Annotated in this window: 21 protein-coding genes; 4 read left to right on the top strand and 17 right to left on the bottom strand. The window is 39.1% G+C overall.

The features are described from left to right. The first annotated feature begins 297 nt into the window (after positions 1 to 297). Positions 298 to 2,211 (top strand): M61 family metallopeptidase, encoded by a 1,914-nt coding sequence (locus tag BFP71_RS13685; RefSeq protein ID WP_069836018.1) that lies wholly within the window; start codon positions 298 to 300, stop codon positions 2,209 to 2,211. A gap of 199 nt (positions 2,212 to 2,410) precedes the next feature. Next, positions 2,411 to 3,844: a Gfo/Idh/MocA family protein gene (locus BFP71_RS13680; protein WP_069836017.1), complete on the top strand. Its 1,434-nt coding sequence runs from the start codon at positions 2,411 to 2,413 to the stop codon at positions 3,842 to 3,844. 291 nt (positions 3,845 to 4,135) lie between these two features. Here the strand turns inward: BFP71_RS13680 and BFP71_RS13675 are convergent, their stop codons facing one another. From BFP71_RS13675 to BFP71_RS13655, 5 genes are all read right to left on the bottom strand, one after another. After that, a complete protein-coding gene (locus BFP71_RS13675) occupies positions 4,136 to 4,993 on the bottom strand; it encodes a DUF5777 family beta-barrel protein (protein WP_069837081.1) in 858 nt (285 codons plus the stop codon). A 6-nt stretch (positions 4,994 to 4,999) separates the two neighbouring features. After that, entirely contained in the window at positions 5,000 to 5,557 is a 558-nt protein-coding gene (locus tag BFP71_RS13670; RefSeq protein WP_069836016.1) for a YceI family protein, read from the bottom strand. Between the two features lie 24 nt (positions 5,558 to 5,581). Continuing rightward, a complete protein-coding gene (locus BFP71_RS13665; RefSeq protein WP_069836015.1) occupies positions 5,582 to 6,004 on the bottom strand; it encodes an OB-fold protein in 423 nt (140 codons plus the stop codon). A gap of 10 nt (positions 6,005 to 6,014) precedes the next feature. After that, complete coding sequence (locus BFP71_RS13660) at positions 6,015 to 6,812, bottom strand: SprB repeat-containing protein (protein ID WP_069836014.1); 798 nt, start codon at positions 6,810 to 6,812, stop codon at positions 6,015 to 6,017. Positions 6,813 to 7,017: 205 nt separating this feature from the next. Next, positions 7,018 to 7,497: a DUF456 domain-containing protein gene (locus BFP71_RS13655; RefSeq protein WP_069836013.1), complete on the bottom strand. Its 480-nt coding sequence runs from the start codon at positions 7,495 to 7,497 to the stop codon at positions 7,018 to 7,020. 55 nt (positions 7,498 to 7,552) lie between these two features. Here BFP71_RS13655 and BFP71_RS13650 point away from each other — a divergent pair, with 55 nt between their 5' ends. Then, entirely contained in the window at positions 7,553 to 8,071 is a 519-nt protein-coding gene (locus tag BFP71_RS13650) for a hypothetical protein (protein ID WP_069836012.1), read from the top strand. Between the two features lies 1 nt (position 8,072). Here the strand turns inward: BFP71_RS13650 and msrA are convergent, their stop codons facing one another. The 9 genes from msrA to BFP71_RS13605 all read right to left on the bottom strand — a co-directional run bounded on the left by msrA (position 8,073) and on the right by BFP71_RS13605 (position 17,726). Next, positions 8,073 to 8,732 (bottom strand): peptide-methionine (S)-S-oxide reductase MsrA, encoded by a 660-nt coding sequence (gene msrA / locus BFP71_RS13645; RefSeq protein WP_245701848.1) that lies wholly within the window; start codon positions 8,730 to 8,732, stop codon positions 8,073 to 8,075. A 51-nt stretch (positions 8,733 to 8,783) separates the two neighbouring features. After that, complete coding sequence (locus tag BFP71_RS13640; RefSeq protein WP_069836011.1) at positions 8,784 to 9,260, bottom strand: pyrophosphohydrolase domain-containing protein; 477 nt, start codon at positions 9,258 to 9,260, stop codon at positions 8,784 to 8,786. Between the two features lie 61 nt (positions 9,261 to 9,321). Next, positions 9,322 to 9,861, bottom strand: a complete 540-nt coding sequence (gene msrB / locus BFP71_RS13635; RefSeq protein WP_069836010.1) for a peptide-methionine (R)-S-oxide reductase MsrB — start codon at positions 9,859 to 9,861, stop codon at positions 9,322 to 9,324. A gap of 59 nt (positions 9,862 to 9,920) precedes the next feature. Continuing rightward, a complete protein-coding gene (locus tag BFP71_RS13630; RefSeq protein ID WP_069836009.1) occupies positions 9,921 to 10,841 on the bottom strand; it encodes a methyltransferase domain-containing protein in 921 nt (306 codons plus the stop codon). Between the two features lie 158 nt (positions 10,842 to 10,999). Next, a complete protein-coding gene (locus BFP71_RS13625; protein ID WP_069836008.1) occupies positions 11,000 to 11,185 on the bottom strand; it encodes a hypothetical protein in 186 nt (61 codons plus the stop codon). Positions 11,186 to 11,344: 159 nt separating this feature from the next. Further along, positions 11,345 to 12,676: an exonuclease domain-containing protein gene (locus tag BFP71_RS13620; RefSeq protein ID WP_069836007.1), complete on the bottom strand. Its 1,332-nt coding sequence runs from the start codon at positions 12,674 to 12,676 to the stop codon at positions 11,345 to 11,347. A 114-nt stretch (positions 12,677 to 12,790) separates the two neighbouring features. Continuing rightward, entirely contained in the window at positions 12,791 to 14,500 is a 1,710-nt protein-coding gene (locus tag BFP71_RS13615) for a sodium:solute symporter (RefSeq protein ID WP_069836006.1), read from the bottom strand. Positions 14,501 to 14,630: 130 nt separating this feature from the next. Then, complete coding sequence (locus BFP71_RS13610; protein ID WP_069836005.1) at positions 14,631 to 17,171, bottom strand: PIG-L family deacetylase; 2,541 nt, start codon at positions 17,169 to 17,171, stop codon at positions 14,631 to 14,633. A gap of 147 nt (positions 17,172 to 17,318) precedes the next feature. Beyond that, on the bottom strand, positions 17,319 to 17,726 hold the full coding sequence (locus tag BFP71_RS13605) for a hypothetical protein (protein ID WP_069836004.1): 408 nt from the start codon (positions 17,724 to 17,726) through the stop codon (positions 17,319 to 17,321). Positions 17,727 to 17,803: 77 nt separating this feature from the next. Here BFP71_RS13605 and BFP71_RS13600 point away from each other — a divergent pair, with 77 nt between their 5' ends. Next, a complete protein-coding gene (locus BFP71_RS13600; RefSeq protein ID WP_176723368.1) occupies positions 17,804 to 19,081 on the top strand; it encodes a TraB/GumN family protein in 1,278 nt (425 codons plus the stop codon). Here the strand turns inward: BFP71_RS13600 and BFP71_RS13595 are convergent, their stop codons facing one another. The 3 genes from BFP71_RS13595 to BFP71_RS13585 all read right to left on the bottom strand — a co-directional run bounded on the left by BFP71_RS13595 (position 19,082) and on the right by BFP71_RS13585 (position 23,203). Beyond that, entirely contained in the window at positions 19,082 to 21,841 is a 2,760-nt protein-coding gene (locus tag BFP71_RS13595; protein WP_069836002.1) for an alpha/beta hydrolase family protein, read from the bottom strand. Between the two features lie 90 nt (positions 21,842 to 21,931). After that, a complete protein-coding gene (locus tag BFP71_RS13590; RefSeq protein ID WP_069836001.1) occupies positions 21,932 to 22,669 on the bottom strand; it encodes a YebC/PmpR family DNA-binding transcriptional regulator in 738 nt (245 codons plus the stop codon). Between the two features lie 54 nt (positions 22,670 to 22,723). Then, positions 22,724 to 23,203, bottom strand: a complete 480-nt coding sequence (locus tag BFP71_RS13585) for a histidine triad nucleotide-binding protein (RefSeq protein ID WP_088125029.1) — start codon at positions 23,201 to 23,203, stop codon at positions 22,724 to 22,726. Positions 23,204 to 23,228 lie beyond the last annotated feature (25 nt).

Here is a 23,228-nt window from a genome sequence, read left to right as displayed (position 1 = left end):
TAAAGGGAAACTCTAATATCCTATGCATCACTCCTGATTACCTCACCAATAAGGGTGACAAAGAAATATCAAATAAGTGATTCTAATTAAATCATGAACATCAACTAATAAACTTTCCCGAAGCGATCGAATGATGAATTTGCTATTGAAAAACACTTCAATCCTGCAAAGATCGGGGGCTTAGCATAAAGAAAAATCCAGAATGTCTTATGTTTGGCCTTCAGATTGTAAATAGAAATAAAAAGCACGTATTTCTATACGGGGAATTATAAAGGTTAAGCATTCAAAAAAAGAGATATGAATAGAAAAGGAGCAATCATGCTGTTTTTAGGTATACTAATCACGGCGAGTACATGGGCCGCTAAGCCCTACAAATACACGGTATATTTGACCAAGGCGGACAATGATAAAGTCCTAGTTGAGCTTACTACACCGAAGATTAAAAAAGGAGAAATAACATTCTACTTGCCGAAAATTGTCCCCGGAACCTATGCTATTGCCGATTATGGACGCATGATTTCGGAATTTAAAGCATTCGACAAAAAAGGTCGTGAATTAGAGACTGAAAGAATTGATAGTAATTCCTGGAAAATCAGCAATGCAAAAAAATTGAGGAAAATTACTTATCTCGTCGAGGACACTTACGATACTACACTGGAAGGTCCAGATATTTTCCAGCCAGCTGGGACCAATATTGAAGCGGACAAGAACTTTATTATCAACCCAAGCGGGTTCTTCGGCTATTTCGAGGGAATGAAAAAAGAACCTTTTGAAATTAGTTTCTTGAGAGATCAGAGTTTTTATGGCGCTACCGGTCTTAAAGCCGATCAAATTGGGGTTCAAAAATTATCTAAGCTAAACCAAGAAATAGTATCATCGTCAGATGCGGCAGTACTCGATAAGTTTACGGTAAAAGACTACGATCAACTTGTTGACTCGCCTTTAATGTATAGTAAACTAGATACTGCACTTGTTAAAGTAGCGAACACCGACGTTTTAGTGGCTAGCTACTCCCCTAACAAAAAAGTGACGGCTAAAGAAATCGCCGAGAGCATAGAAGAAGTATTGACAGCTCAGACTCAGTTTTTAGGCGGTAAGCTGCCGGTAGATAAATATGCTTTTATCTTCTACTTTACAGATCAACCTGTTACTTCTTATGGAGCCCTAGAGCATTCTTACAGCTCTTTTTACTACATGCCAGAGCAAACAATTGATCAAATGAGCCAACAGTTGAGAGACTTTGCTGCCCATGAGTTTTTCCATATTGTAACGCCGCTTAACATTCATTCAGAGGAAATTGGAAGCTTTGACTTCAACGATCCTAAAATGTCACGTCACTTATGGATGTACGAAGGTATGACGGAATACTTTGCGGGAAGTGTTCAAGTAAAGTACGGATTAGTGACCCCAGAAGAATACTTAGGGATGTTAAGTGAAAAAATGGTGACCGCTCAAAGATTTAAGGATGAGTTACCGTTTACTGAACTAAGTTTAGGGGCACTTGATGAATATGCCGATCAGTATTATAATGTCTACCAAAAAGGAGCCTTAATTGGTGCTGCACTAGATATAAAACTGAGAAGCCTCTCTGATGGGACGTATGGTGTTCAGAATATGATGGCAGATTTATCCGAAAAATATGGTAAAGATGTCTCATTTAAAGACGACCAACTTTTCGATGAAATTGTCGCTTTGACCTACCCTGAGGTTAAAGACTTTTTTGATACTTATGTAGCTGGTAAAACACCACTGCCATACGAAGAGATATTCGAACAAGTGGGCGTGGAAGTTGTAAAAGATGGTTTCACGCAGCAGCACACGATCGTCATTAGTGGTCAAAACGTAGGCGTAGCACAATACGACGGCAAGCAAGTATTAGCGGTCTCTGATATCACCAAAATGGATGCAGTAGGCCAAGCCTTGAAGTTTGAGAATGGTGACATCATCATGAAGATGAATGGCAAAGATCTCATTTTCGGTCCAGAAATAAACAACTTTCTCAATGAACAAATAGGCATCATATCAACTGGCCTTGAAGAAATGACTTTCACTGTATTAAGAGATGTTGATGGAGAGAAAAAGGAGATAAAGCTCAGTACGCCCAATGTTAAGGTTGACGTACCGACGCCTTTTACACTTAGATTCGTAGAAAATGCGTCTGCAGAACAGCTAAAGCTCAGAGGTTATTGGCTAGAAAAAGCCAATAAATAAAAGACAATATTTAAAAGAAAAGGACTGGATGTAGATTCAGTCCTTTTTTGTTTAAACATACTTGTTCCCAGATATTAAGAATCACAATGTATTAGAGGTAGATCAAATGCAAAAGCCATATGGCTAGATTATCAAAACTGGTCTAATTACATGGAGGTTAAAAAGTGAATTACTAAATTATGGTTCAACCCATTGATTTATGAGCTCAACATCTAACGAAACTTCCAGAAGAAAATTTATTAAGAACCTAGGCTTAGCTGGTACGGCATTTACAATAGTTCCTCGACATGTTTTAGGAAAAGGATTTACGGCCCCTTCCGATACGCTTTACATTGCTGGTATCGGTGCTGGAGGTAAAGGAACTAGTGATTTAGCCAGTTTCGCTCAAAGTCCGAATGTCAAAATAGCCTACCTGTGTGATGTAGATCAGCGGACAACAAAGCAATCAGTTGAAAACTTTCCTGATGCACCGATGTACAAGGATTATAGGAAGATGCTTGAAGAAAATAAAGATAGCATTGATGCCGTATCCGTGTCTACTCCAGACCATATGCACGCCGTTCAGGCAATGGCTGCCATGGAATTGGGTAAACATGTTTATGTACAAAAACCATTGACACACGACATTGCTGAAGCTCGGCAATTGACTGAAGCCGCTCGAAAATATAAAGTGGTGACGCAAATGGGTAATCAAGGAGCTTCTGGTGACGGTGTTAGGAAAATGAAAGAGTATTACGACGCTGGATTGATCGGGGAAGTACATACTGTTAAATGTTGGACAAACCGCGCTATTTGGCCAATGGCCCTAGAAACACCTACTACTAAAGATCCTATTCCGAAAGAACTCGATTGGGACCTATGGCTAGGTACAGCCGAAAAGCGTGATTACAATAAAGCTTATCTACCGTTTGATTGGCGAGGTTGGTCAGATTTTGGCACAGGTGCTTTGGGAGATATGGCCTGCCATATTATGGACCCTGTCTATCGAATTCTGCCAATACTATACCCAGATCAGGTAGAATGTAGTGTGGCAGATGCTTTTAAGGCAAATTTCCAAACCGTGAGCTACCCAAAAAGCTTTCCCACGGCAAGTAAAATACACTTGAATTACCCTAGAACTGACGGTAAAGGAAACATTAAGGTGTCTTGGATGGATGGCGGACTTAGACCTGAAAGACCTGAAGAATTAGGTGATGATGAGGCCTTTGGTAACTGGGATGGTGGTGTACTCTTTATAGGCACTAAAGGTAAGCTTCTAGCTGATTGCTACGGAGCCAACCCAAGATTGCTTCCACTATCTTTAAACGAGCAAGTTACAGTAAAAGAAACCGTTGCTAGAGTTCCTGAGGGGCATTATATACAATGGGTAAATGCCTGTATGGCTGGATTTGGAAATGCTTACACCAGTTCGTCATTCGATTATGCTGGTCCATTTACGGAAAGTCTACTGATCGGAAACCTGGCGCTAAAAGCTTATTTTGAAGTCGACCCTAAGGCGAAAAATCAAGGCTTCTGGGGAGGAACGAAATATCATGGCAGAAAGAGGCTACAATGGGATGCAGCCAACATGAGAGTAACCAACTTCGAGGAAGCCAATAAGTACGTGAAAAGAGAATATAGAACGGGTTGGTAGACCTTCTCAAAATTTTGACCTAATCAGAAAGACATCGGATTACCGATGTCTTTTTTTGTACCAGCATTTATCTTTTTATCTAGTAATCCTATTGCTGGTCTATCTAATTTACCAGCTGAAACCCTTAGGAATGAGTGAGCTAGAATATAAGAGCTCCTACTCTATCTTAGAGTCTAAGGCGCGTTAAATTTATATTACTTTATATTTATATATGTTGTTTTATTAATATATAAAAAGAGCAACCTAAGTTGCTCCCTTCATCTACATATAATCAACTAAAAAAAGATTCAACTAAAAGACTCTTGAAATATTGAATCCAAAATGGATATCTCCATTAAAGAAATCACCAGTAGTTTCAGTGATAAATGCTCTTTCTGCCATTGATCTAGCATTGGTGAAATTCAAGTGGAAAACATGTCCCCCTGTTTCTATTTCTAACCCAATACCTATGGCATCGTTAAACTGACTATCCAATTCATCAGTTAAGCGGTAAAAGTACTCAGCATTCAGTGCTATTCTTTGTGACAACTTCATACGTCCACCAAAGCCAAGCGCGAAAATGTCGTTAGCCTGATTTTCTAAAATCTTATTTCTGTGAACAAAGGTTGGCGAGATTTGAACTGAAAACTTCTCGTTCAACTTGCGCGCCACCAAAATTTGATGTGTATATGACACCTTAGACGCGAAATCGTCATCTTCGAAATCAAAATTATCCGCCGTTCTAATGGCTATACTACTTAAGCCTGTAACTGTAAATGGCATATTAACTTTACCAGTCGACTGCCTTAACAGATTATATTTAACGAATCCGTCGTAGACTTTCTGCAATGAATTACGGCCTATGCCGGCAGTAATACCATCGGTAAGACCATATTCTAAAGAAAAGCGTACGTTCGCGGCATCTAAACCAAAAAACTCCTTAATTCCGCTATTTACCCTTCCAAACCTGTGAGAAATCAGAAATTCTAACTCTGACTTTTTACGCGTTACCACAGTATGTCCATTTATTAACCGTTGACCTTTAAAAGTGGCAATTGCATAGTCAGTTTGTTCTCCTTGTTCTTCATTCAAGAGATCCAATAAATCATCTTGCGCGTAGGCACTAAATGTACATGCGAGTATAAAGGCTGTAAATATTAACTTCTTCATTTCCATCTATTTATAAACTTCGTAATTGAATGAAGCAGTTACTTCAACAACTTCTGCTATATTTCTCACTACCACTTTTGGGATTGAGATTTCATGATCTTTTACGCGAACGTTAAAGATTAACTCACCGCTCAATTGGCTATTGGCCACAGTTAAGGTGGCTTTCGTAGACAATGGCTTCTTTACCCCGTGAATAGATATCTCACCAGTCACATCTACTTCATAAGCGCCATCTACCATATTCTTCAGCCCATCAGGAACCTCAAATTTTCCCTTAAAAGTTGATTTAGGGTATTTTCCGGATTCCATATAGTTCTCATTGAAATGCTCTTGCATGAGTTTCTTTTCAAACTCAAACCCTTTCATGAGCATATCTACTGCGACTTCACCTTTATCGAGGTCCACAATGCTCAATACCTTGCCATTATGTGCCTCAATGTCTTCCAAAGGTGCTGATGAAAAAAACTTTACATGCCCTGTTCTAGTCAAATACCTCTTCTGTGCACTCACAGATAAGGTGATAAGAAACATTGTTAGTGCTAAAAAAATTCTTGAAACTTTCATTAGTTAATAATTGATATGTATTTCTTAATTGTTGATTATAATTCCTCTGATCAGTAGTACATCAAGTAAAAAACCGATGCATTCTGCCCGCAGTGTGATGGTTTCATTCACCCTAATTTGTGCCAACTCTTCCTCTCCTAGTTGAGATTCCATAGTACACTTTATCACACCGAAACCTGAAGTCTTCAAACTTATCACTGGTAAACTCCCTTCTGACGTTTCTACCTCACTTACTTCACCCGTTACCTCTACAATTTTATTCAGGTACTTATTATTGGAAGTTTGCTCATCTGCATCGAAATCGTTGTATAATCTTTCAGCTGTTACAGCTACATCTGCCGTTAACCTCTTCATTGAAGGCGCAGTTCTTAAAAAATTATTCCAAACGAAATAGGCTGCTACTAAACCAACGATTCCGACGATTATTAAAATTGATTTCTTCTTCATGGTATGGCTTTTAATTACCCTGTGCGCCGTCGTTTACCCAGCAAACAATATCCGCTATCTGCTCATTAGATAAGCTACCGTTTCCTGAAGGAGGCATGGTTCGTGCACTCGTTCTAGCTCTAATTCGAGCAGCTCGACCAGTTATATTCGCATCTACTCTAAAATCTGGCGATTGCGAACCATCATGACATCCAGAGGTAGCACAATTGGCTTGCACCAAAGTTCTTATCTCCCCGAAGGTCACCGTAGAGGCTATTTCACTTCTCACTTCAACTTCACACCCACTAGCATCTCTTACCGTAACTGTATATTCACCTGGAGCAAGACTACCAAAGTTCGCGTCTGCTTGAAAAGCACCATCATCCAGCTTATACTCGTATGGAGCGACACCATCTGAAGCCGTGATTTGTATTGTGCCATCAGGGTTGTTGCAATCACTTGGTGTTACAGAAGCCAAAGCATTCACTCCATCTTGATTCCTCACTTGAGCGTTGATTAAAAGATTACAGCCTAAGTCAATATCTGTTACAGTAACTGTGTATGTACCTGCTACAAGATTCTGAAAAAGTGAAGATGTTTGTGATGTTTCTCCAGCTAACTGAAAGGAATAATTTCCTGAACCGCCTGCCACGTTAATGGTAAAACCACCATCGCTTTGTCCGCAATTCGCATCAACTTCATTGGCAATCGTAACATTCAAGGTAGTACTACAGTCCACCGTTCCAGGTAATGGTTCTTGTTCTGAAGTACAGGCCCAAATTAAGGCAAGACTAAAAAATATGATACAAGGTATCTTTAAGTATTTCATGAACTCTTCTTTTGGTCAATTGTCTACTATACAGGGTGTAATTAAAAAAGGCTGCTTAATCAGGAATAAAAGTGAGACCAGGCTATTAAACACACCCTTAACCACCTTTATATCAGAACTTTATTAAATGATAAAAGAATTAAAATTTTAGACGCAGGTTGATAGAGATACAAACCAACACACTAGAACAAGACTCTTGTTGAGCTTAAAAGAAAACGTTTTGAAAGAAAATCCAGGCCATCCAGCCAGAGACTATCAACTTCAATATAACGCCAACTAAAAATCCGACAAAGGCTCCAAACGCTGCTCTTAATGCCTCTTTATTTGTTGCTTTACCTGTACTCATTTCACCGAGGAACGCCCCAATGAATGGACCTAAAATTATCCCTAAGGGACCAAAAAAAAGACCAACGATCAAACCGATCGTACTACCCCAGACCCCGCGTTTTGTTCCACCAAACTTTTTCGTGCCATAAACAGGCACTACATAGTCTAAAGCCGTAACACCTGCCGCTATTAGACCCCACATCCAAAGTGTGTCAGAATCAAAGGGAGATTTCTCTGTAAACTCAAGTAACAGTAATCCGACGAAGCTAACTGGTGGACCTGGAATTATTGGTAAGAAGCAGCCCAGAATTCCAACGATAATACAAACTGAACCGAGAATAATGAGTAAAATATCCATTCACTATTGTTTTTGACCGAGATTAAAGATGCCTAAATTTCGTTGATTAAAAAATATGGATCTCAGAAAACAATTCTTAAAAGAGCACTCAAAAGAGAACACAGCACTTATAGTCAGGTATATTCAAAAGAACCCTGAATATGTCAATGAATTGATGGATATATTCTTACATGAGAGTTATCGCTTAGTACAACGTTCGGCTTGGGTTGTTGGAGATTTAGGCAGAGCAAATCCGGATCTTATACAACCATTTATTCCCGAATTGATTGCCAACTTAAGTACGCCCAACCTACATGTGGCCTCAAAAAGAAATACAATGCGTTTTTTAGAGGAAACTACGATTGATGAGGCTTACTGGGGAGAACTTTATGATATAGCCTTAAGGTTTCTGACCAATAACGATGAGCCTATTGCTGTAAAGGCCTTTTCCATGACCGTTGCCTTTAATATTGTCAAGCAGATTCCTGAGCTAAAAAAGGAGTTGGGGATTGTAATAGAAGATCTACTGCCCTATGGCTCCCCTGGTATTAAAAGTAGAGGTCGGAAAATTCTTCTGGCACTTCAAAAGCTTTAAACTATCGCTCAGCTTTGTATTTGGCCTTCACCTTTTCTGGGAAATACTTCTTAAGTTTTTTGACCTTAGGAATAGCCACGTTAATGATGTATGGATTCCCTGGATTCAGTTCATAGTAATCTTGATGATAATCTTCTGCCAACCAGAACTTGTCATAGGGTTGTACTTCCGTAACTATTTTCTTGTCGTACTTACCAGATTTATCGAGTTTGGCAATCGTAGCTTCGACAGCTTTTTTCTGAGCATCGTCATGATAGTAAACAGCTGTTCTATATTGTTTACCAACATCTGGTCCTTGACGATTCAATTCAGTCGGGTTGTGAGTTGCAAAGAAAATATCTAATAGCTCTTGATACGTGATTACCTTAGGGTCATAATAAATTTGAATACCCTCTGCATGCGTTGTTTTACCGTAGCTCACTTGGTAATAAGTCGGGTTTTCCTCTTTACCTCCTGTGTACCCAGAAACAACATTATTGACACCTTCTACACGTTCGAAAACGGCTTCAGTACACCAGAAACACCCTCCAGCAAAAGTAGCAATAGCTTCTCCATCCTGTAGGTTATTTAAAACAACGAGTTCCGATTTACCGTCACTGGCGCATGATGCCATGGACAAGTTCAAAACTGCTGAAACCATAATAGAATAGAATAATTGCATAGCCTTCTTTGTTAATTTGCTTTACCTAACGCCTTGTTTAGGAAAAGGTTTTTAAAGATCGTCAGCTAGAATGCTTTTAAGATCAGCCGGAGAATATTTGACTGATTTAAGTGTTTTATTGTCGGCTGATCGGTAGACTAAAAAGTGTCCATCAGATTCCTCTATGTAGCTCTCGGTTCCATCCTTGTCCATGTAATGCTGCCGTGTTGCCTCAGCTTCTTCCATGCTTTTACACGTTTTGCTCATGTTCGATCGTTGTACTTCTTCAAAAAGAGCTTTGAATTTATCACCAAGCCCAAACTCTAGGATTGCACCCGAAAGAACGTACTGAATATCCGCTAAAGCATCAGCAACTTCAACTAGATCATTAGCTTCAATAGCCTCTTCAAGTTCCTTCAATTCTTCCGCAATCAATGAAACGCGCAGTTTGCAACGGTCTTCTGAAGGTATCTGAGGAGATTCTAAAATTGGATGTTTAAAGGTCTTGTGAAACTCTGCAACGCTATTAAGTGGTTTCGGTTCTTCCATAATTCAAAAAAAAAGCCTGATAAATCAGGCCAATGTTAGTGAAATATTTTGTTCTCCTGAATTACTTCAGGTCTTTTTTAAATTTTGGTGGTTCTTCGCCTTCTGGAACAAATATCAGCGCAGCCGAATTGAGGCAATATCGCTTTCCTGTAGGGGCAGGACCATCATCAAATACGTGCCCAAGATGGGATCCACTTTTACTATCAACAACCTCCCACCTTACCATTCCAAAAGTTGTGTCTTTTACAAGTTTAATGGCGTCATCTGATATTGGGTTCCAAAAACTCGGCCAGCCAGAGTAAGAGTTATACTTAGTTTCAGAGCTAAAAATTGGCTGAAGCGATGCAGCAGAGTAATAAGTCCCTTTTTCGTAAAACTTATTCAATTTACCTGTTCCAGCTCTTTCTGTTCCACGCTCTCTGAGTATGTAATACTGCTCAGGAGTTAGCCGTTTCTTCCATTCTTCCTCTGAAAGCTGAATTTCATACTTTTCTTTATCCTGAACATCCTGTTGGGCTACAGCTTTATTCCCTTTTAGGGTAATAAAACTAGTGGCTAGTATGATCACTAAACCAGATAGTAAAATAACCTTCGTCTTCATTTGATTGCTTTTTTTGCTAACCCTATGTACGATAAAAAGGTTTATTCAGATTTAAAAAGTTAAAATAATTGTCTCTTCAAGGAAGTCTTGCCGACAATTGTATTTGAAACATCGCTGTTTGCTGGACTGCTTACAGGGTGAAAGTGGATTTGAGCAGAAGAAGCCTTTTTCCATGGCTTTACTAATATCTTAGCCTTAGCGATCATTTCTTCTTTCTTCAACATTCGCTCAGCATGCAAAGGTAAACTCTCGTTAAAAAGCACAACGGAGGACCCTTTAGGGCTAACAACTCTTTTTATTTCTGCAGCTGATTGATTCTGAGTATCCTTCTCATACTCATTAATCAAATCAAATGAAATCATAAAATCAACTGCGTCTTCGGCAAAAGGGAGTGCTACCGGTTCGCAAAGAACAACTTTGGTACCTTGCTTTAAATCTTCTTTTACAGCTTTCAGTCGCTCTAGATCAAAATCAGCATGGTAATACTCATCGTAATTGGTGTTAAAGACCATGTTATGGACGTCATCCACATTATTGGAAGCAACACTTAAGAATACAGAACCAGACTTAGTGATCTGCTTTTTAAATTGGGCAATAGTTTCAGAATCGAGCGATGGTAAGCAGTTGCTAGTTTGCAACTCTTCGACTTCTTTTTCGCTGTTGAAGCCATATTCCTTTTCAAAACTTACAATTAATGCCTCTGAAACCCTTTTTAAATAGTTTTCGGTTCTATTCTTAGTAACAATAGCTGTTTCTTTTTTCAGGTAAAGTATATTATCCTGAACTGGGTAAATATAAGTTTGATGCTCGGTGACTAATGCACTTTTTAACGGCTGCTGTACTTGTACTCCAGGATAAAAGAAAAGCTCGTTATTGTTAATTTTCTTATTAACAACAACGAGCTCTGCTTCGGTTAAATACCTTAGACTTCTTCCTGTGAAAGGACAAATTAGAAAAGTACTAGCAGTGTTTTGAGTCATTTTTGCAAGTCTTGTATGATATACAGCTTGCAACCCAATAACCCTACCAAATAATTAAAATTTATTTTTCGGCCTTAAAAGCACTCTTTGATTAGTTTCAGTTCCCGATTTGGGAATCTTAACCCAAATGGAATTCAAATGGCAGTTTATTGACTGCCTTATTCTGAAACTTCTAATTTCTTGTGTCCTGCCATAAGCGTGCTTGCAAAAATCAATTCCTTGCTCACATCACTTACGTTATCCACGTATTTTCTGAATCTTTGTGAAGTCTTTTTCGACCTTTCTTGAATGGACTCTTCAGCGTACTTCAAGATTTTACCTCCTAATTCTTTTGTCTTTTTCATGAATTTTTAGTCTACGGTTAATAACCAAATTAGGTATAAGATGTTTATGATGACTTACCTTTTAACCAATAATCCTTCCAACGGAAAATATTGTTTACGGTTGGTAAGATTTTCGTTTTTATAACAACCAACTCTCCATTTACCCCAATCTTATTTGTATCAAAAAACCATAATTTCTCTCTTGTCAACATACTGATTAATTATCCTATGCACGTCGGGATTATCAGGATAGCTTTTCACCAAATTCTTAACATCATCCAAGGAATTTCCAGTTAACTCCTCGTCAAAAAAACCAAAACCACGGTATAGTCCCTCTTCTACAAGCACCACGCTTCGTTCTCCTATTGTACGTCCTTCGCCAAATAAACAATAGGTATCTTTTACCTCATTGATGGATGCTAAGGCATTTTTAAAGCGTTCTTTTAACGCTTCCTGGTCCGAAGCTGCAAATGAATAACCGAAGTATTTCATCATAGAAGCGGGTAAGCTGCACAGTTCTGGGTCCAAACCATGTTCTTTCACAAATTGAATCAAAAACGTGCGCGCTTTATCAAATGATGTGAATGACTTTAGCGGGATGTGACCCTTTTGTACTTTCCCAATCGAAAGCCGATGATAACCTCGAGAATCTTCGTAATGGTAGATCCCATATTTTCTAGAAGGGTATTTCTGGGCTTTATTGAACGGTGGAAATAGTCTCTTGATCTCAAATGATTCTAACAGGAAAGCGATCATCTCGTCACCACACAATTCAAAGGTAATATCTCGAATTTGATCTTTCAGTCCCTGCTTATAAATGACGTCAGTAGAAGAAAAATGATTTCTAACCCGACCTTTTATATTATTTGCCTTACCAACGTAAAGTACTTTACCGTGCTCATCATGAAAATAATAAACACCCGTAAGTTCTGGTAGGTTGGCAAAAGTCTCTTTAGGCAAATTCGGTGGCAAGTCGGACTCCTTTGAATTCTTCTTCAAAAACTCTTTTATCTGGCCTGAATCATTCTGAATTAATAAATCCATTAACTCCGCCGTAGCACGGGCATCCCCCATCGCTCTGTGTCTAGCAGCATTTTCTATCTGAAAATGATCGGCAAGTCGACCAAGGCTGTATGATTTTAGACCTGGGAATATTTTTCGGCTGAGTCGCACAGTACACAATTTTGGTAAATTGAGCGTGCCACCAAGTTCTACAAATTCCTTTTTGATGAAAGAGTAATCGAAGTTGACATTGTGTGCCACAAAAATATTACCTTCTAAAAGCTGATGAATATCTTTGGCTACCTCGTAAAACTTAGGAGCGTTCATCACCATCTCATTAGAAATACCAGTGAGTGATGTAATACCCATAGGAATACCACATTCTGGATTGATCAATGTCTGGTATTCATCCACCACACGCTGTCCATCGTGGATAAGAATGGCAATTTCCGTGATCTTACCATAGGCCGCCGCGCTTCCCGTCGTTTCTATGTCAACAATAGCGTACATGGAAATGAATTTAGAAAAACTATTGAGCTTTTCTATATGATTTTAGACTACTCGTTCAAAGAAATTTGAATTACATATTAATATTATATCATATATTAATATGTAATTATTTTTCTACTTATTTCTGCCCAGCTGATTGATGATCAAACTAAATACAACTACGAGTATACAACCCAACGCATTATACCATAGAAAGCCCATGGTAAAGACCCCAGCAGCATCAATTGTATTGAGATAATGGATCAGGATAATCGCTGCTTGACTTAACAATGCACCTATAAAAACAGCATTTGAGCTTACCTTCTTAAAAAAGAAAGCGACCACGAATATTCCGAGTACTGTTGGATAGAACAACGATCCAATGAGATTTACTGCCTCAATTAGATTATCAAAGAGACTTAATGTAGACGCCACTATAATGGCCAGAATCCCCCATCCTAAAGTAAACAGTTTCGAATATTTTAGATAATGATCATCTGACGCTCCTTGGTTAACTCGCCGTTTATAAAAGTCTATGGTAGTGGTACTCCCAAGCGCATTGAGTTCTGATGATGTTGATGACATAGCAGCCGAAAAGATTACGGCAAATAATAATCCTACTATACCGATCGGCATGTTTTTAAGCACAAAATCCATAAAGATATAGTCAGTATCTTTGGTTTCAGCACCAGGCACTGCTTTACCCACTAGTTCTATTGCTCTTTTTCTTAAAGTATCAGATTCTGCCTGTAACTCATTGACACGAATCGTGGCTTGATCGATTGCCTCCTCATTGCCAGACCTCACCGCTTCATTCAAACCTTCCACAGCCGCTAGTTTCTCTGAGAAAACATCAGCGTACTCTCCTTCATATTGCCTGAAGTCATCCGCTTGATCGGTTTGGTAGACTTCCTCTTTTAACGTTTCATTAAAAAAGATCGGCGGTTGATTGTATTGGTAGAACACAAATACCATTGCGCCTATAAATAGGATGATAAACTGCATTGGTACTTTAAGCAAACCATTCATCATAAGGCCTAAACGGCTTTCAGATAGTGATTTGCCTGATAGATATCGTTGAACTTGGGACTGATCTGTTCCAAAATAGGATAGGAATAAAAAGACGGCTCCGGTCATACCTGACCAAAAGCTGTATTTATTTTTTAGATCGAAAGTGAAATCAACGACGTTTAGTTTTCCCATTTTACCTGCTACATGTAGGGCATCTGTCACTTTAACTCCACTTGGTAAAGAGTTGAGCACAAGAATACCAGCAAGGATCATCCCTCCCATCATCACAGCCATTTGCGTCTTTTGTGTTTGGGTAACCGCCTTGGTCCCCCCTGACACCGTGTATATGATGACAAGCACACCGATTACGATATTGGTAGCTCTTAAGTCCCAATCGAGTAAAGACGAGAGTATGATAGACGGTGCGTAAATAGTAATTCCAGCGGCAAGGCCCCTTTGTACAAGGAATATGAAGGCTGCTAACATACGCGTCTTCATATCGAATCGAGACTCTAGGTATTCGTAGGCTGTATAAACTTTTAATTTGTAATAGATCGGCAGGAAGAAAACTGAAATAATAATCATGGCTAACGGTAGTCCGAAATAGAATTGGACAAATCCCATTCCTTCTGTGTATGCCTGTCCAGGGGTCGATAAAAATGTAATCGCGCTAGCTTGAGTCGCCATAATTGACAAGCCAATGGCCCACCATTTTACATCATCTCCTCCTCTTAAATAGCTATTAATATCGTTATCACTTCTTGTTTTCCAAACCCCATAGGCTACTATGGATACAAGAGTACCAAAAAGTACAATCCAGTCTATAGTGCTCATGAATAGTAGTTTGTGAATAGATAAAACAATAACACCATGATGCCTAAAACAAACATGACAAGCCAATACATCTTAGACCATGTGTTGAAAAAAGGAGGTTTATCTTCTTGAATTTCCTCTTTGTCTTGGATCATTTGTTGTCGGTTTCTACTGATTTCAAGGCTGTGTTCTTAGGTCTTTCTTTGCCTAAAGAAATCATATTAGTAAAAATTCTAAACGCTCCTGGTACGCCAGCTGGTAATTCTCTAAACCAAGAATAACCAGTATAGACGAAATGACCTTCGCCATATTCTGCTACTAGTAAACCACCGTTTTTAGGAGTTTCACCAGGATCGTTGCTTGAAAGTATTGGTGTGTATTTATCATCCCATCTATTTGGAAAATAGAGGCCACGTTCTTGTACCCAACCCTCAAAATCCTTCTGGGTAATTTTATTCGGTCCGTTAATAATTGGATGGTCAGGGGCCAAAATCGTAACTGGTGCTTCTTCTACAGTTACCCGATCTCTTGAAATTTGAAACGGATATGGCCCAATATCTGGTTGATTTCTCATAGAGGTATTGTACTGTGTAATCACTGTACCGCCAGTTTTTACATATTCCATCAACCGCGGTTGTATTACACTCATTCGCTCAATTGTATTGTAGGCTCTCACACCCACAATTACTGCGTCAAAGGGCTCGAGGTTTTCAGCTGTGATATTATTTGGGTCTAGTACTGTCACTGTATAGCCTACTTGCTCCAAACTCTCAGGAATGGCATCTCCAGACCCCATGATGTACCCGACATATTGATTCGATCGGTTAATCTCAGCACGTACTACCTTAGTATTACTTTTAGGGAAAATGGTCTGAATCGGAATGTGATCATATTCAATAACCTTCAATCCTCGGTCATAGCTTTTACCATTATAAGTAGCCTGAACTCCAATGTAAGCTTCTTCTGGATTGCTAGGTGGCAAAACGCTAAACTCCGCTGAAAACTCTTGATTTTTTTCTTTTAGATCGTAGGAAACAAATGCGGGATTAGACTTCCAGCCTGCTGGCAAATTTAAACGAACGGCACCTTTGACATTCGTTCTACCCGACTTGACGACCACATTGACTGTCTTTGGTTCGTTATTCGGAAATACTAAAACGCTTTCTTTTATATCGGCCATTACGGGCGGTGTAATCACAAAAGGTCTGTAAAACTCGCCTTTTACTCTATCATTTCTTTTATAAACCAAGTCAGTCGCATACTCGTAAGGTTTTCCGTCAATTTCTAATTTGAAATGAGCGGTAATCATACCTGGGTTTTCAGCTAAACCTATAAGTTCTTGATCGTTCACCTGATACATGCCCAACGAAGCTTCATCTACTAACCAGAAAGGCTGAGAGTACTCCATATCTGGCGTGATACGAATTGAATCATTGGCACGAAGCCTTTTGTTATTGACAAGCGACTTATCTATTCTAATTGTCTTTTTAATGGACGGAATTTCAATAGAAAGAATTTTGGCATTGACATCGGATCGATTGATGGCTTCATAGTAAATAGGCACCATTTCTCCTGGTACGGCACTATAAGTTGTTGCTGCTACTTCTAAATAAAGCCCCATAGCAGATTTAATGACCAAGTCTAGCTCTTTTAACTTAACATTCTTCCAGTATTCGTCTTTTAGGTTGACGATTGCACTTCTTGCTTGTAAGAGTGTTGGTACGATCGCGGCAGGATTCTCTAAATTATATGCTTGATTGGCTTGGCTAATCAGTTTACCGATAGCTTCTCCTCCCTTTACTCTACTCCAAGTCTGATCGATTTTTTCGAAGACATCATTTTTCGGTGCTTCACCTTTCCAAAGTTTTAAGTATTCTCTTAACTCTCCTCTATTACCTGTACTACCAAAACCCTGAGACTTATGTTGACTTCTACTAATTGCCGATATTTCGTCATATGACTTACCTAAAAGCGGATTATAAGCACCTAGATCTAGCTCATAATAGCCTTCCTGATCTGAAAACGATCCACTATTATTACCTCTAAAGTTGTACGTATTCCAGTAAAGTCCTTTTGGTTGCCAAGGTTCTACATACTTTAATTGTTCAGGGTATGCGTTTGGATCATTCGCCAAATCAAATGCTTCAATGGCCAGTAACGATGAGGCCGTATGGTGTCCATGCATTCTACCACCCGGTACTCTGGCGGAGTCAAAGCGCGTAATCATAATGTCGGGTCTGAACCTTCTAACATTCCAAACTACATCAGCAAGCGCGTCATCTTTATCCCAAGTGTTGAAAGTTTCGTCGGGATTTTTAGAGAAACCAAAGTCATTTGTTCTGGTAAAAAACTGCTCTCCACCATCTCTTCTTCTGGCGGCTAAAAGCTCTTGCGTCCTAATGATACCGAGATATTCTCTTATTTCAGTACCAACCAAATTCTGACCACCATCACCTCTGGTCATCGCCATATATGCGGTTCTAAGATTTTTCTCATTGGCCATGTACCCTATGAGTCTAGTATTTTCATCATCGGGATGTGCCGCTACGTATAAGACAGATCCAAGCACCTCCAATTTATTTAAGGCTTGCTTAATCTCAGCGGCGTTTAGCTTAACAGGTGCCTGACTAAAAGACTTAAGGCTGAAAGTCGATAAGATCAGTAAGGCGAGAATCTTAATTTGAAATTTCATAGGTTTTACTGTACAGATGGATTTTAGTACGCATGCGAATATAGTAAGTTGTATTTAGTGTACGGAAGTCACTTTTGTGAGCGGTTAAATAAAAAAGGGCCGCTACTCCTAGCGACCCCTGGATCAAAACTCAAAACAACAATGTTTTTATCTTCTATATAAAACGGTATTACAAAAGTCTGTTCTACCATTGGAGTAAGTATCATCAACCGAGTAGGTTAAAAAAACATCTCCATTTTCTAATCTCCCTGTTCCCTCTACGACAAAGCCATCGACTACTTGTCTCGGGATGGTTATATTTCTTCCATTTACTTCAGCATACACTTCAATACCCTGTGCATAAAAGTTTCTAATGTAAATGGCATTACTAAAGTCATCAGAATCTCTTAAAATCCTCATGTCGAAAAACGACAATTGATCATAAGTTTCACTGTATTCTTCTGCTTCATATCGACCGACAAAATTGTCTCTGTTGTCGAATGGTACTTCAATTATTGTTAAGTCACAGCTTGATAATAAGACTAAGACCGATACTATGAGTAAACCTTTTTTCATGTTGACCTCCTTTTTTGGTTGATGCTTCACTACATTTCCAAAATGATGCCAAAAATGAAATCATAGATTTTTATGGTTTGATATTTGCTGCAAAAGGAAACAGAAAATACACTCATTTGAACCCCAAAAGCACCTTTTTAAGTTTTTCACTCATTTTAGGAATTTCCATTCTATGGGGTTGTGATCAAAAAGAGCGTAAAGTCTCTATTGATGAAAACACGGTAATATCTTATCTCGACAATAATAGTTTTGCCCTTTCTACAAGTGATTCTAAGCCTTTTGACCTATCTCCACTCGATGATTCTTTCAAAAGGAAGCGAATCATTCTATTAGGTGAAGTTCATGGAAGTCAGATCAATGAAAAGCTAGACTTAGAAATCTTCAAATACCTTTATCAAAAGCATGGCGTCAGGCACTATTTGGGAGAAAGTGGCTATGGAATGGGCTTGCTGATCAATGAGTATATACAAACTGGTGATGAACAGCTCCTAAAGTCAATTTTCCAATTGTGGTCAGGTACTTTCAGCGGTACTCAACAAAACTATGAGCGGATCAAAGCGCTAAGGGCTTTTAACGTTAGTTTACCTTCTTATGCGAAATTCAAATACGTTGGAATTGACTTAGAGCAGCAATTTGGTGCGGGTTTCTTGGCCATCAAGAGATTTTTATTCGACGATCTGAATTATTATGATAAATCGATTCGGCAAGCCTTGGCCTCTTTCGTAAGTTTTCAAAACAACAACTTCAACAGTGTAAACGCCTACTGTCAATACTTTTTACAACAAATTCGAAAAGAAAGCTTGGTGGAAAGTTATAAGAGGGCTTTTGGCAAACACTATCAGGAAGTGGAGTTGATTCTTGAAAACATGATTATGCGGCATGCCTTACACCAAAACCCAAAAAGCTATATCGCTAAACGTGAAAATCAAATTACTGAGAATTTAGACTTCATTATGAATCAAGATCCCATCGGTAATTTTTACGGCAAATGGGGTGCTTTTCACATCTGGAAAAACAATGTCGGAAATCAACCCAGTAGCTTTATCAAACTGGCGATTAAAAGAGGTGTAATCAATAAAGATGACGTCTTAAGCATTCCCATTTTTTATTCTAATAGCTACTATGCTGATAAAAACAGTGATTTTAGGTCAACCTCAATCTCTTCTATGGCTTTTCCAGAGAATTTGACCTCTAATGAAACCTCCTCAATAAAATTCTATCGGTTAAACGAAGAAAGTTCACCTTTCCTAGAACACATGCTGCTAATAGAAGGCGAAGAAGGTGTTGTTACTGATTATTTCACTGAATTCATTAAAATCAGTGGTTCTAAGGCAGCTACTAGATTGATCTTTTGATTACTTCTTCCAGTTTTTCAGGCTCTTCATTTGTTCCTCATATGGTATACCTTGATTAATCCAAGGCTCGGCTTCTTCTCCTTTGAGATAGTGCCCAAACCATTTTAAAATGCGGTATTGATAGTCTGAGCTATTCTTTTCGGCACGTAAACCATGCCCCTCGTTGGCATAAACCAACAAAACAAACTGTTTTCTTGCACGTCTCGCAGCATTGTAATACTCAATACCCTGGCGCCAATCGACATTCTTGTCATTATCACCCACTTCAAAGAGTAGCGGCGTATTCAGCTTTTCTACGTTAAAAATGGACGAGTTTCTTACATAACCTTCTACATCCTCATAAATAGGGACGACCATCCGTTCTTGGCTAACCTCGAAATGTTCGTTTTCAGGTGCGCCACCGAAGGCCCAGGCAATCATTCCCGCCATGCTGGTTAAATTAGTCAGCCCTGCTCCTGCAACGCTTGCCGCAAAAATATCCGTTTGTGTTACTGCAAAACCAGCCTGATAGCCGCCCCATGAGTGCCCCACAAGGCCTACTCTCTTCTCATCGACAATTCCCTTATCCACTACTGCTTTTACTGCAGCTTCCATGGTTCTAACGGATGAAATACCTGGATCTCCAGCATCGAATACAATATCTGGTCTGAGTACGAAATAGCCATTTTGCGTAAACACAGTACGACTGTAATAACTTGTCTGCGATGGCAAACTATAGGAATGCAAACCATCCGACAGAAGCTCATAGATGTAGGTGATCATAGGATACTTTTTACCTGGCTCGTAGTTCGCAGGATAATATAAGGCACCCTGAAGTTTCTTACCATTGGCATTTGTATACTCAACAAGTTCAGCTTTTCCCCAAGCGAAATCCTTTTGAAATGGATTTGTTTCTGACACTTGCTTTGCGTTCTTAAAGCTTTTAGAAGCGACAAAAAAGTCGGGTGAGTCACTAAATGTTTCTGAGCTGTAGGCATATACGTCAGCATGCTCAGCCTTATTCAAACGGCTCAGCCTTGCATCTTCCCAGATCAATTGCTCTAGTTCTTTTCCAGGTATGACTCTAGCATAACCAGACTTTTTGGACTTGTAACCAAATGTGCTTAGGTACATCGGTTCATTTTGGTCAATAAAATCTTCGAACTCAAGAAATGTATATCGATGTCTTATCTCATCTGATTTGCCATTTGTAAGCCTCCTATTATTCTTACCATTTACTGAGAGCTGCCAAACATCATATTTTGAATTAACAAAGAAAGAGTTTCCGCTTTTTTCCCAAGCTATTATACCATATGGCCGTCTTTTCGGTGTTGGATGATCATCATCATAATTCAGAAAGATTGCTTCACCGTTTGTTAGCCTCACGTGCTCTTTCTTCTTTAAATTATAGATATAGTAATCATCCCCTTTTACATACGGAACATCTTCACCATTAGGGCTAATTGATCCAAGTGAATTGACATCAGTGAGTATTTTTGTATTTGATCCAGTAACAATATCTACTAAGTACATATCTCTACTAGCCCTGCCGAACATGGCTTCTTTTTCATAGGGCGTAGCATCTACTCCTAAAAGAATTGGATGATCGGTTTGTATGTTAACAGATTCGACGAGTTCATTTTCTAACTGGACGAATTTCTTTTTACCGATATGCCAAACAGACATAAATTGATTATCCCTTCTTCTAGAAGCAGATAATTCTTGTTCTGGAATCACTTTTACATCCTTACTATGCCAAATCTGGAGTGCGGGTGCTTCATCTGTCAGATCTTGGTAAGTTTCTTTCTCCTCGCCATCTTTTTTGTCTTTTTTTGCAGGCTCTTGTTCCCACTGTTTTATAGCAAAGAACAAGTAATCACCATTGTCTGACCAGGTCAAAGATCTTGCGGTAATTACTTTATGGTGCTCAGGAAAGCTTTCAAATTGGCCTTGATCAAATACAGTTTTAGTTTCCTTTTTTGAATTTAAATTCTGCCAGACCAAAACATGCTGACTTTCTTCTTTATAGCCGTCCTCTTTAAAGCTCCTAAATATGGCCAAATCATTGCTTCCTTCTCGCCATTTTAACCCGCTATATGTTGCGGCCTTACTGTCCAGCACGTTGAGAGTACCGCTTAAGGGGTCAAAAAGCTGAACTCCATTTCCTGCTTGCCCATCGGCATCGATTGTCATAGCTACCCAGCTGCTTTCATCTTTCCAGTCATAGCCTGCTACATTTCCAAAATTGAATTCTTGACCAGTTTCTAGGTTTCTTATGACAAGATCACTGCCTTTACTTTTTTTACCCTTCGTTGGGTAACGTTTCATCGCCAAAAACTTACCATCATCAGTAAAACTGAATCCGCTAACGTCTTTAACTTCTAAGCTATCAGACCCTGTCAAATTCATCAGCCTGAATGTACTTCTTAGTGGCGTTTTGCTTTTTTCTCTAGCTTCTGCCGACGGGTTCTCGAAATAGCCAAGCCATTTACTATTTGCAGAAAATTGCGCCCTAGAGCCTTCTGACAGTACTTTGAGCGTATTTGTCTTGAGGTTATGAAGTCTTATTTCGTTCTTCTTGTTATTTCTTCTGATTTCATAAAAAAACCAATTTCCATCGGGTGAAAAAACACTCCTAAAACCAAGACTTTCCCATTGTTCGTAATCACGAACCGTGAGTGTTTTTTTACTATCCTGGGCAATGGACTGGGAAAAACATAAGATAAGAACCGAAACAAAAAATAGGGTAAGTCGCCTACTAGGCTTTGAAAAAGATGGCATAAAGCATGAGTTTTTGGTTGGAAGTGAATTTACTACCTATTTCTCATACTTCACAAGCGCTAGACTTGTGGAAAACCTGACTTTAATCGATTATGCAATATTTGTATAGACAGCCTGAACGTCATCGTCGTCTTCAAGCTTATCCAGCATTTTCTCTATTTCTTCTAACTGCTCATCAGAAAACTCAACTGGTGTTGTTGGGAAGCGTTTCAGGTTGGCACTTTTTACATCAATTTTAAGTCCTTCCAAGGCTGCCTGTAACGAACCGAAATTAGTGTAGTCACCGTAAACGGAAACCGTATTGATTTCTTCCCCTTGCTCGTTCTCCTCTAACTCTTCTTCTATTTCTTCTAAACCAGCGTCAATCAATTCAAACTCTAGCTCTTCTAAATCCATCTCATCAGTTTTTTCGAATTCAAAAACTGCTTTTCGTGTAAACATGTATTCTAAAGAACCCGTAGGAACTAACGCGCCTTCGGCTTTATTGAAATAAGACCTTACGTTGGCAACCGTACGGTTTTGATTGTCTGTAGCACATTCCACAAAGACTAATACACCATGAGGACCCTTACCCTCGTAGTTCATTTCTACATAGGCTTCAACGTCCTTACTGGTCGCCCTTTTGATTGCCCCGTCGATATTATCTTTGGGCATATTTTGAGCCTTTGCGTTTTGAATTGCTGTTCTCAACGCCGCATTCATATCAGGATCAGGTCCGCCCTCTTTGGCTGCCATAGTGATGGCTTTACCTAGTTTTGGAAAAACGCGAGACATCATGCCCCATCGTTTTAATTTTCTACCCTTCCGAAATTCGAATGCTCTTCCCATAGTGGTCTAATTTACTAAAGCTTCAAAATTAAAAAGTCTTTGATATGAGGGGAATTATTTATCCTCTTTTTTCTGCCGCGGGTCTACATAGGATTGTGTCACCATGGGACCTACTTTCATACCGCCAAGCAAATGCAAATGGATGTGAAACACAGATTGCCCAGAATCTTCATTGGTGTTGATAGAAAGTCGGTATCCTGTTTCTGAGATTTTGTATTCTTTGGCTAAATCACGTGCTACTTTATACATTTTTCCTATCAAATGTAGGTCTTCGTCCTTCAGATCAGCTATCGTTGGAATACGCTTTTTCGGTACTATTAAGAAATGAACAGGTGTTTGACGTCTAAGCGGAACGAAAGCGATTATTTCACTGTCTTTGTAAACTACTTCTGCCGGTAGTTCTCCATCCCAAATCTTCTGGAAAGGAGATTTAACCGCGAGTTTCTTCGCCTTCTCTAGCTCATATGCCTTAGATTGTGCGAACCCCTGAAAACTTAAGGATAGAAAAATTAATGGAATTGTTATTCTGAGCATAATACGCCAAACGTTGATTCTGGTG

Source organism: Roseivirga misakiensis, assembly GCF_001747105.1.
GTDB lineage: Bacteria > Bacteroidota > Bacteroidia > Cytophagales > Cyclobacteriaceae > Roseivirga > Roseivirga misakiensis.
This window is presented reverse-complemented; position numbering and strand designations above follow the sequence as displayed.

Excerpts from the sequence above, each read along its gene's own strand:
- BFP71_RS13640 (WP_069836011.1), bottom strand. The coding sequence starts at position 9,260 with ATGGAAGAACCGAAACCACTTAATAGCGTTGCAGAGTTTCACAAGACC.
- BFP71_RS13625 (WP_069836008.1), bottom strand. The coding sequence starts at position 11,185 with ATGAAAAAGACAAAAGAATTAGGAGGTAAAATCTTGAAGTACGCTGAA.
- BFP71_RS13590 (WP_069836001.1), bottom strand. The coding sequence starts at position 22,669 with ATGGGAAGAGCATTCGAATTTCGGAAGGGTAGAAAATTAAAACGATGG.
- BFP71_RS13680 (WP_069836017.1), top strand. The coding sequence starts at position 2,411 with ATGAGCTCAACATCTAACGAAACTTCCAGAAGAAAATTTATTAAGAAC.
- BFP71_RS13675 (WP_069837081.1), bottom strand. The coding sequence starts at position 4,993 with ATGAAGAAGTTAATATTTACAGCCTTTATACTCGCATGTACATTTAGT.
- BFP71_RS13665 (WP_069836015.1), bottom strand. The coding sequence starts at position 6,004 with ATGAAGAAGAAATCAATTTTAATAATCGTCGGAATCGTTGGTTTAGTA.
- msrA (WP_245701848.1), bottom strand. The coding sequence starts at position 8,732 with ATGCAATTATTCTATTCTATTATGGTTTCAGCAGTTTTGAACTTGTCC.
- BFP71_RS13660 (WP_069836014.1), bottom strand. The coding sequence starts at position 6,812 with ATGAAATACTTAAAGATACCTTGTATCATATTTTTTAGTCTTGCCTTA.
- BFP71_RS13605 (WP_069836004.1), bottom strand. The coding sequence starts at position 17,726 with ATGAAAAAAGGTTTACTCATAGTATCGGTCTTAGTCTTATTATCAAGC.
- BFP71_RS13595 (WP_069836002.1), bottom strand. The coding sequence starts at position 21,841 with ATGCCATCTTTTTCAAAGCCTAGTAGGCGACTTACCCTATTTTTTGTT.
- BFP71_RS13610 (WP_069836005.1), bottom strand. The coding sequence starts at position 17,171 with ATGAAATTTCAAATTAAGATTCTCGCCTTACTGATCTTATCGACTTTC.
- BFP71_RS13685 (WP_069836018.1), top strand. The coding sequence starts at position 298 with ATGAATAGAAAAGGAGCAATCATGCTGTTTTTAGGTATACTAATCACG.
- BFP71_RS13650 (WP_069836012.1), top strand. The coding sequence starts at position 7,553 with ATGGATCTCAGAAAACAATTCTTAAAAGAGCACTCAAAAGAGAACACA.
- msrB (WP_069836010.1), bottom strand. The coding sequence starts at position 9,861 with ATGAAGACGAAGGTTATTTTACTATCTGGTTTAGTGATCATACTAGCC.
- BFP71_RS13615 (WP_069836006.1), bottom strand. The coding sequence starts at position 14,500 with ATGAGCACTATAGACTGGATTGTACTTTTTGGTACTCTTGTATCCATA.
- BFP71_RS13655 (WP_069836013.1), bottom strand. The coding sequence starts at position 7,497 with ATGGATATTTTACTCATTATTCTCGGTTCAGTTTGTATTATCGTTGGA.
- BFP71_RS13585 (WP_088125029.1), bottom strand. The coding sequence starts at position 23,203 with ATGCTCAGAATAACAATTCCATTAATTTTTCTATCCTTAAGTTTTCAG.
- BFP71_RS13620 (WP_069836007.1), bottom strand. The coding sequence starts at position 12,676 with ATGTACGCTATTGTTGACATAGAAACGACGGGAAGCGCGGCGGCCTAT.
- BFP71_RS13670 (WP_069836016.1), bottom strand. The coding sequence starts at position 5,557 with ATGAAAGTTTCAAGAATTTTTTTAGCACTAACAATGTTTCTTATCACC.
- BFP71_RS13630 (WP_069836009.1), bottom strand. The coding sequence starts at position 10,841 with ATGACTCAAAACACTGCTAGTACTTTTCTAATTTGTCCTTTCACAGGA.